The organism is Myxococcus sp. AB036A, from assembly GCF_006547355.1.
Lineage (GTDB): Bacteria > Myxococcota > Myxococcia > Myxococcales > Myxococcaceae > Myxococcus > Myxococcus virescens.
The window spans coordinates 19,168-27,141 of the sequence record NZ_VHLC01000112.1; the positions used below are offsets into that span (position 1 = coordinate 19,168).

Below are 7,974 nucleotides of genomic sequence, written 5' to 3' on the forward strand. Positions count from 1 at the left end.
AGCGGGTTTTCGCTCCTGTCATCCATGAACAACGCCAGGGGGCCGGCCCCTTCCGGGGGGCTCAGGGGCCCGCGGGAGGACTCACGGCCGGTGTAGGCGTGGGTGAGGGGGCGCCGGTACGCACGTTCAGTCGCTCCCGGAGGAAGCGCTCGACGCGGGCCTCCACCCGCCCGGGGGCTTCGAGTGGGGTGGTGTGGGTGCCTTCGGGGATGAGCTCCAGCTCGGCGCCGGGGATCCGGTCGGCCATTTCCTCGGAGATCCAACCCGGCGTGAACTTGTCCTGGCCGCCCGCCACCACCAGCGTGGGGACGTCCACATGAGGCAGGTGGTCCCACGCGTTGTGCTCGGCCATGGACTCCAGGGTGCGCACGAAGACGACGGGGTCCATCCGGGCCAGGTGGTCGAAGTAGGGGGCCAGGTCGTTGCGGGCGATGCGCTCCCGGTTCATCTCCAGGGTGATGGCCAGCTGCACGGCCAGCTCCGTGCGCAGCACCGTGTGGATGATGCGGGCGGACTGCTCCGGGTAGCGCTCCACCACGCGGCGGATGAGCGGGAACGCCCGCTTGAGGGCGGTGGAGTCGTGGAAGGTGTCCAGCGGGTTGCCGTAGCTGCCGCACACCAGGACGAGCCCACACACGCGCTGGGCGTAGCGGCGCTGGAACTCCAGCGCCACCTGGACGCCCATGGAGTGGCCGAAGAGGACGACGCGCTCCATCCCCACGGCGTCGAGCATCCGCCGCAGGTCATCGCAGGTGTACAGCATGCCGATGCGAGAGCGGTCCTCGGGGACGGTGGAGCGGCCGTGGCCCCGGTAGTGCCAGCGCAGCACGCGGTGGTTCCGGACCAGGTAGGGCGCCAGGTACTTCCAGGCGAAGCCGTCACAGCCCAGGCCGTCACAGAAGACCATGCCCGGAAGGCCGTCGCCCTGGACCTGGTAATACAGCTGCGCGCCATCCGGGACGCGCAGGCGGTCCTGGTGGAAGTACCGCGTGCCGGGGCTCATGCGTCGCCCATCTCCGCCTCGTCCTCGGGCAGGCCCTTGTCCAGGCCGTAGCGTGAAATCTTCAAGATGAGGTTGGAGCGGCTGATGCCCAGCTCTCGCGCCAGCCGGCTCTTGTTGTAGCGCGTGCGCATCAGTCCCTGCTGAATCATCTCCCGCTCCAGGGCTTCCACGGCCTCGTGCAGCTTGCCGTGGGCGCGCGGAGAGATGAAGGGGCCTCCTCCGGGCAACACGGCGTCGCGGATGCGGCTGGAGATGAGCTCTGCCGGGATGGACTCCAAGTCGCCCCCCAGCACGAGCAGGCGTTCGATTTCGTTCTCCAACTCGCGGATGTTCCCCGGCCACGCGTACGCGCCCAGGATGGCCAGGGCCTCCGCGTCCAGCCCCCGCGCGCGCTGGCCCTCGCGGTGGTGCTTGCGCAGGAAGTGGTCGATGAGGACGGGCATGTCGTCGCGCCGCTCCCGCAGGGGCGGAAGCTGCACGCGGATGACGTTGATGCGGTAGTAGAGGTCCTCGCGGAACTCGCCCCGCTTCACCAGCTCGCTCAGGTCCTTGTGGGTGGCGGCGATGACGCGGACGTTGACCTCCTTGAGCTGCGTGCCGCCCACGGGCAGGAAGGTTCCCTCTTGGAGCACGCGCAGGAGCTTCACCTGCAGCGCGGCGGACATGTCGCCCACTTCATCCAGGAAGAAGGTGCCGCTGTCGGCGACCTCGAAGAGGCCCTTCTTGTCGCGCAGCGCGCCGGTGAAGGCGCCGCGGGTGTGGCCGAAGAGGGCGCTCTCCAGCAGGTTGTCGTTGAAGGCGGAGCAGTTCTGCACCACGAAGGGCTGCTGCGCGCGCGGGCCGCTGAGGTGGATGGCGCGGGCCACCAGCTCCTTGCCGGTGCCGGACTCGCCATTGATGAGGACGGTGGAGTCGGAGTTGGCCACCTTCTCCATCAACCGGAACACCTCCATCATGGGCCCGGAGCGCCCGATGATCTTCTCGAAGCGGTAGCGGTCGCTCAGCTCACGGGACGACCCGGGCGCGCCGTCCTCCTGGCGGGAGGCCTCCGCCGCTTCGTGGTTGGCGATTTCATTCGCCGCGCACTCGAGCAGGTCGGACAGCTTGCTCAGCTCGGCGCCGTCCAGGACGGGAACCTGCTCGCTCCACCCGTCCAGGGCCACGTGCTGCGGGGCGAACTGGCGCACCTTCGACTTGAGGACCTCCGCTTCGCGCGCGTCAAGAGGCTGGCGGGCGAAGCCCTCGACGAAGAGGAACCCCTCGTATTCGTTGGCGATGTAGAGGGGGGCGCCCACGATGCTGAAGTTGAGGTGGCAGTCGTGGATGAGCGAGCGGCGCACCTTCTTGTTGGCCTTGAACTTCTCGTTCAGTACTCGGACGGACTGGCCGCAGCGCCGCAAGCCCTCTTTGGAGGTCAGGGCGGCACGGCAGAAGGCGTTCGGCGGCGGGCTGACTTCCCCGCGCTGCCACTCATGCACCACGCCGTGGCGGTCCGCGAACGTCAGCTCGACCTGCCACCACTTGCGGATGACATCCCTGAGCATGATGATGGTGTGCAGGTTCAGATGCTTCCCGTAGTCCATCCCCACCTCCGTCGCGTCTCCCCACGCTCCGGAGCAGGGGATGCCGGGCCTGGCGGCAGCCAGATTCCCGGCCTCTCATACCTCATGACTGGGCATTAGCCGCACCCCTCACTCCCGTGACTACTTCCCCTTACACCCGCGGTGAATCCGGGCATGGCCACGAGCACGACCACGGCGACGGGCATGGCCACCATCATCATCATGGCCATGGGCACGGCCATGGGCACGGTCCCCGGAGGGGCGGACTGGCGGAGGAGCGGAAGAAGGACAAGCGCCGGCTCATCTTCGCCCTGGTGCTGACGGCCACCATCGCGCTGGCGGAGGCGGTGGGCGGCTGGTTGACGAACTCGCTGGCCCTGATGTCCGACGCGGGCCACATGCTGACGGACGTTTCCGCGCTGGCGCTGAGCCTGGTGGCGCTGTGGTTCGCGGGCAAGCCGGCGGACGTGAAGAAGACGTACGGCTACTACCGGATGGAGATCCTCAGCGCGCTGCTCAACGGCGTGCTGCTGATGGGCATCACCGGCTTCATCCTCTATGAGGCATGGGAGCGGGTGCGCTCGCCGGCGCAAGTGGACATCGGGCCCATGGCCATCGTGGCGTCGGTGGGCCTCTTGGCCAACCTGGGCGCGCTGGGGTTCCTGCACCGCTCCCACTCCATGAACGTGCGCGGGGCCTTCCTGCACGTGCTGGGGGATACGCTGTCGTCAGTGGGCGTGCTCGTGGGCGCGGGCATCATGGCGTACACGGGCTGGTACGTCGTGGACCCCATCATCTCGGTGGTCATCTCCATCGTCATCGTCATCGGCGCGGTGCGGCTGGTGCGCGACGCGGTGGACGTGCTGATGGAGGCGGTGCCGGCGCACGTGGACCTGGCGCAAATCAAGGAGCTGATGCTGCGCGCGCAGGGCGTCACGGCGGTGCACGACCTGCACGTCTGGACCATCTCCAGCGGCGTGTACGCGCTGTCCGCGCACCTGGTGGTGCAGGACCCCATGGTCTGCAACAACGACGAGATTCTCTCCGCGGTGAAGCACGACCTGTACGACCGCTTCGGAATCGACCACACCACGATTCAAATCGAGAGCGAGACCTACTCCCACCTGGGCGAGGTCCACTGACGGCCCTGGGGCCCGGCCGGGGCACCCCGTCCGCGTGCCCCAGCGGACGCTCCCAGCAGCTTCGCCTTGCCTCGGGCGGCGCGGGCGGATGATTCTCCGCGCTCCATGAACGTGCTGGACAAGGTGCTGACGTTACGGCCGGGGAACACGGTGGCGCGGGTGGGCGCGGGTTCGCGCGTTCCGCTGCTCAATCCCCGGGAGCTGCTGCGTGCCCTGGCGGAGGCGCCGGTGGCGCTGCCGTGTCTGCCGGTGCAAGCGAAGGGCGCCTTGCCGGGCCTGCTGCGCGCGGCCCGGTCGGAAGACGCCGTGCTGGGGCTGGCCTGCCCACACCCGCTGTCTGACCGAGGGGCGCCCGAGCGCTTCGTCGTGGCCGCGCACCAGGCGGCCGCCGAGGCTGAACACGCGCGGCCCCTGTTCCTCCAGGCCGGGCCCATTCGGGTGGCCCGGGCGGACGCGGACACGCTGGACGCCCTGAAGGACGGCATCTACCGCGTGGTGGACGCCGGCTTCTCGCTGGTGTCGTTGGACCTGTCCCGGCTGGACTCCTACGAGGCCGTGGAGGCCGTGAATGCCCTGGTGGCGCCGGTGACCGAGCGCGAGCTGGCGCTGGAGCTGACGGGACCGGCCGCTTCTGGCGGGTTCGTGGACGCGTACCGGACGCTGCTGGAGGGCCTCAGGCAGTGGAAGGTGCCGGTGGACTTCGTCCGTGTGCCGGAGTCCGCGCTAGGTGAGGGCGAGCCGGACGTGCGGCTGCTGCGGAGCCTGGTGGAGCTGGCCGCGGAGTACGACGCCGTGCTGTCGGTGGGTGAGGCGGGCTCGGCGCTGGCCGGCGGGCTGCCCACCTATGTGGCGGCGGGCGTGCGCAAGGTGGACTGCGTGGGCGGCTTCGAGCGGCTCGCGCTGGGGGCGTGGCCCCCGGAAGTCCGCGCCAGCGTGGAGGAGAAGGCCACTGCCGCCGGGCTGCCCGCGGGCCAGCTGCTGAGCGTGCTAGAGGAGCAACTGCCGCCGCTGGACGACGCCGCGCGGGAGAAGCTGGAGGCCCTGGCCTTCATGGAGGCCACCGAGGTACTGGCCGCGCTGGGCGCCACGCGCACGGGGCAGGCGTCGCTGCGCTTCCTGGCGGAGAAGCGGGGCGACTGAGGCCGGAGCGGTGTAGAAGGGGCCCATGCGAATCGTCGCAGGCACCGCCAAGGGCCGCGCCCTGGCCGGCCCCAAGTCCTCGTCCCTTCACATCCGTCCCACGGCCGACCGCGTCCGGGAGACGCTCTTCAACGTGCTGGGCCAGTTCCTGGACGGCCAGCGGGTGCTGGACCTCTACGCCGGCACCGGCGCGCTGGGCCTGGAGGCCGTGTCTCGCGGCGCGGGGCAGGCGGTGCTGGTGGACCAGGACCGCGAGGCGCTCACCCTCTGCCGTGAGAACGCGCAGGCCGTGGGGCTCGCCGGGCAGGTGGAGGTGCTGTCCTCGCCGGTGGCCCGGGCGCTGGAGACGCTGAAGCGGCGGGGCGACCGCTTCGAGCTCATCTTCGCGGACCCGCCGTATGCCGCGCGCGTGGTGGAGACGGTGCTGGACGGCATCGTGGCCGCCGGGCTGCTGACCCCCTCTGGCATGGTGGTGGTGGAGCACGACAAGCGCGAGGCGGCGCCGGACACACATGCCGGGCTTGACCGGGAAGACCAGCGCCGCTTCGGGGACACGTTGGTGAGCTTCTATCGGGCGCCGTGAGCAGTCCTTGACCGGCTCCCGGGGGCATCCGAGACTTCCCGGCACATGCTGGTCGCCATCTATCCTGGTTCTTTTGATCCGCTCACCAACGGGCACCTGAGCCTCATTCAGCGCAGCCTGAAGATGTTCGATCGGCTCATCGTGGCCATCGCGGTGAACCCGAAGAAGACACCGCTCTTCTCCGAGGAGGAGCGGCTCACGTTGATTCGAGAGGCCGTCCAGGACGACCGGGTGGAGGTCGACGCCTTCCACGGTCTGCTGGTGGACTACGTGCGGCGCCGCAACGCGGGCGTCATCGTCCGCGGACTGCGGGCGGTGTCGGACTTCGAATACGAGTTCCAGCTCGCGAACATGAACCGCAAGCTGGCGCCCGACGTGGAGACCGTCTTCATGATGACGGGGGAGGACTACTTCTACATCTCCTCCAACCTCGTCCGGGAGGTGGCCTCCTTCGGTGGGGACGTCACCGGGCTGGTGCCGCCCAACGTGCACGAAGGTTTGAAGGCCAAGTTCGCTGGACGGAAGTAGCAGGCAGTCCCCTTGTCCAGCGTGGGGCTCCGCGTTAGGCAGGGGACATGAAACTCGCTCACCGGCTCCAGGCCATCAAGCCGTCTCCGACGCTCGCTCTCAACTCGCGCGCCAAGGCGCTCGTCGCCAAGGGTGTGGATGTAGTAGTCCTGGCCGCGGGGGAGCCGGACTTCGACACGCCGGATTATGTGAAGCAGGCCGCGGTGGACGCACTGCGAGCGGGCTTCACCAAGTACACCCCGACCAACGGCATCCCGGAGCTGCGCGAGGCCATCTGCGCCAAGCTCGAGCGGGACAACGGCTTGCGCTACACGCCGGACCAGGTGCTCGTCACCTCCGGTGGCAAGCAGGGCCTCTACAACTTCTGTCAGGCGGCGCTGGAGGAGGGTGACGAGGTCATCATCTTCGCGCCCTTCTGGGTCAGCTACCCGGACATGGTGCGGCTGGCGGGCGCCACGCCCGTCATCGTCCCCACGCGCGAGGAGGACGGCTTCGCGCCGGACCCGGACGCCATCCGCCGCGCGCTCACGCCGCGCACGCGCGCCGTCATCATCAACAGCCCAGGCAATCCCACCGGCGCCGTCTATTCGCGCGCGGCGCTGGAGCGCATCGCGGAGGTGCTGCGGCCCCACGATTGCCTCATCGTCACGGACGACATCTACGAGAAGCTGCTCTACACCGACGAACGCCTGGGCATCAGCGACGTGGCGCCGGACCTGGTGCCGCGGCTGGTGGTCGTGAACGGCATGAGCAAGGCGTACTCCATGACGGGCTGGCGCATGGGCTACGTCGCCGGGCCCAAGCCGCTTTTGGCCGGCATGCAGATGGTGCAGGACCAGTCCACGTCCAACGCCTCCTCCATTGGCCAGAAGGCCGCGCTGGCGGCGTTGCAGGGTCCGCCGGACACCATCGCCGCCATGGTGAAGGAGTACCGCGAGCGCCGTGACTTCTTCATCGCGGGACTGAACGCGCTGGACGGCGTGCGCTGCCGGATGCCCGAGGGCGCCTTCTACGCCTTCGCGGACGTGCGGGGCCTGCTGGGCCGGTCGTACAAGGGCAAGCCGGTGACGTCCGCGATGCAGCTGTCGGAAATCCTCCTCGACGACTTCCGCGTCGCCGCCGTGCCCGGTGAGCCGTTCGGCGCAGAAGGCTACGTGCGCATGAGCTTCGTCACCTCGCGCGAGGTGCTGCAGAAGGGCCTTGCCCGGCTGGGTGAGCTGGTCAAGGCCCTGAGCTGACCGCTCAGTCCGTGTAGGCGAAGGCGCGGAACTCGTCGCGGTACTTGCGGTAGACGAGGACGGCGGGGCGGCCGGAGATGTTACCCACGGCCGTCCACACGTCCTTGGGGTTGCGCAGGTCCAACCCCAGCCGCGCGGGCGCCTTGCCGTACTTCTTCTCCATGGCCTCCAGCGGCATCACCTCCACGTCATAGAGGGTGATGAGGTCCGTGCGCTTCAGTCGCAACTGCTTCACCCACGCCGACACCAGCTCCTCCGGCGTGGCGTAGCGCTCCGCCTCCAGGCTGAAGGGGTAGAGCAGCTCGTTCGAGGCGGTGCGGACGTCCCCCGTCAGCAGGGACTGGAGGAGGAAGCGCGCGTCCGCCTGGATGTCCTTGCGGATCTGCTCCTCGGGGGACAGCGGCGGCGCCTCCGGGATGGCGTCGCGCTTGAAGTCGGCAAATCCGGGAGGCAGTTCGACCGGCGGTGCGTCCGCAGGGGGCGGTGTGGGCGCCGCGCGGGGCGACTCGGCGGCGGCTGCCGACTTCGGAGCGGCGGGGGCCTCGGGTTTCGGGGCCGCGGCCTCGGCCTTCTTGGTGGCGGCGGTGCCTTTCTTCTTGGCGGGTGCCACAGAGGGAGCCGGCGCAGCGGGCGCTTCAGCGGCCGGTGGCGTCGCGGGCGCCTCCGCCTGCTTGGGCTCCGCCTCGGCCTGCTTGGGCTCCGCCTCGGCCTGCTTGGGCTCCGCCTCGGGCGTGGGTTCCGCGGGCGTGGGGGCCGTCACCGCGGGCGGCGGGGGCTG

At 69.5% G+C, this 7,974-nt stretch carries 8 protein-coding genes; 5 read left to right on the top strand and 3 right to left on the bottom strand.

Annotated elements, in window-relative coordinates:
* Positions 1-61: 61 nt before the first annotated feature.
* Both FL344_RS32185 and FL344_RS32190 read right to left on the bottom strand, forming a co-directional pair.
* Positions 62-1,003: an alpha/beta fold hydrolase gene (locus FL344_RS32185; RefSeq protein WP_141593858.1), complete on the bottom strand. Its 942-nt coding sequence runs from the start codon at positions 1,001-1,003 to the stop codon at positions 62-64.
* Positions 1,000-2,586 carry a sigma 54-interacting transcriptional regulator gene (locus FL344_RS32190; RefSeq protein ID WP_141593859.1) on the bottom strand — a complete coding sequence of 529 codons (1,587 nt, stop codon included), beginning with the start codon at positions 2,584-2,586 and terminating at the stop codon, positions 1,000-1,002. The genes FL344_RS32185 and FL344_RS32190 overlap by 4 nt, the downstream gene beginning before the upstream one ends.
* A gap of 116 nt (positions 2,587-2,702) precedes the next feature.
* Here FL344_RS32190 and FL344_RS32195 point away from each other — a divergent pair, with 116 nt between their 5' ends.
* The 5 genes from FL344_RS32195 (at position 2,703) to FL344_RS32215 (ending at position 7,196) form a co-directional block, all read left to right on the top strand.
* A complete protein-coding gene (locus tag FL344_RS32195) occupies positions 2,703-3,707 on the top strand; it encodes a cation diffusion facilitator family transporter (protein WP_141593860.1) in 1,005 nt (334 codons plus the stop codon).
* A gap of 105 nt (positions 3,708-3,812) precedes the next feature.
* The gene (locus tag FL344_RS32200; protein WP_194863331.1) at positions 3,813-4,847 is read left to right on the top strand and encodes a hypothetical protein; all 1,035 of its coding nucleotides are present in this window, start codon (positions 3,813-3,815) and stop codon (positions 4,845-4,847) included.
* A 25-nt stretch (positions 4,848-4,872) separates the two neighbouring features.
* Complete coding sequence (gene rsmD, locus FL344_RS32205) at positions 4,873-5,430, top strand: 16S rRNA (guanine(966)-N(2))-methyltransferase RsmD (protein WP_141593862.1); 558 nt, start codon at positions 4,873-4,875, stop codon at positions 5,428-5,430.
* A 45-nt stretch (positions 5,431-5,475) separates the two neighbouring features.
* Complete coding sequence (gene coaD / locus FL344_RS32210) at positions 5,476-5,958, top strand: pantetheine-phosphate adenylyltransferase (protein ID WP_011553418.1); 483 nt, start codon at positions 5,476-5,478, stop codon at positions 5,956-5,958.
* A gap of 47 nt (positions 5,959-6,005) precedes the next feature.
* Entirely contained in the window at positions 6,006-7,196 is a 1,191-nt protein-coding gene (locus tag FL344_RS32215) for a pyridoxal phosphate-dependent aminotransferase (RefSeq protein ID WP_011553419.1), read from the top strand.
* 4 nt (positions 7,197-7,200) lie between these two features.
* Here FL344_RS32215 and FL344_RS39485 read toward each other — a convergent pair.
* On the bottom strand, positions 7,201-7,974 hold a 774-nt coding region (locus tag FL344_RS39485; RefSeq protein ID WP_228565527.1), incomplete at its 5' end, for a hypothetical protein.

Excerpts from the sequence above, each read along its gene's own strand:
- rsmD (WP_141593862.1), top strand. The coding sequence starts at position 4,873 with ATGCGAATCGTCGCAGGCACCGCCAAGGGCCGCGCCCTGGCCGGCCCC.
- FL344_RS32215 (WP_011553419.1), top strand. The coding sequence starts at position 6,006 with ATGAAACTCGCTCACCGGCTCCAGGCCATCAAGCCGTCTCCGACGCTC.
- FL344_RS32185 (WP_141593858.1), bottom strand. The coding sequence starts at position 1,003 with ATGAGCCCCGGCACGCGGTACTTCCACCAGGACCGCCTGCGCGTCCCG.
- FL344_RS32200 (WP_194863331.1), top strand. The coding sequence starts at position 3,813 with ATGAACGTGCTGGACAAGGTGCTGACGTTACGGCCGGGGAACACGGTG.
- coaD (WP_011553418.1), top strand. The coding sequence starts at position 5,476 with ATGCTGGTCGCCATCTATCCTGGTTCTTTTGATCCGCTCACCAACGGG.
- FL344_RS32190 (WP_141593859.1), bottom strand. The coding sequence starts at position 2,586 with ATGGACTACGGGAAGCATCTGAACCTGCACACCATCATCATGCTCAGG.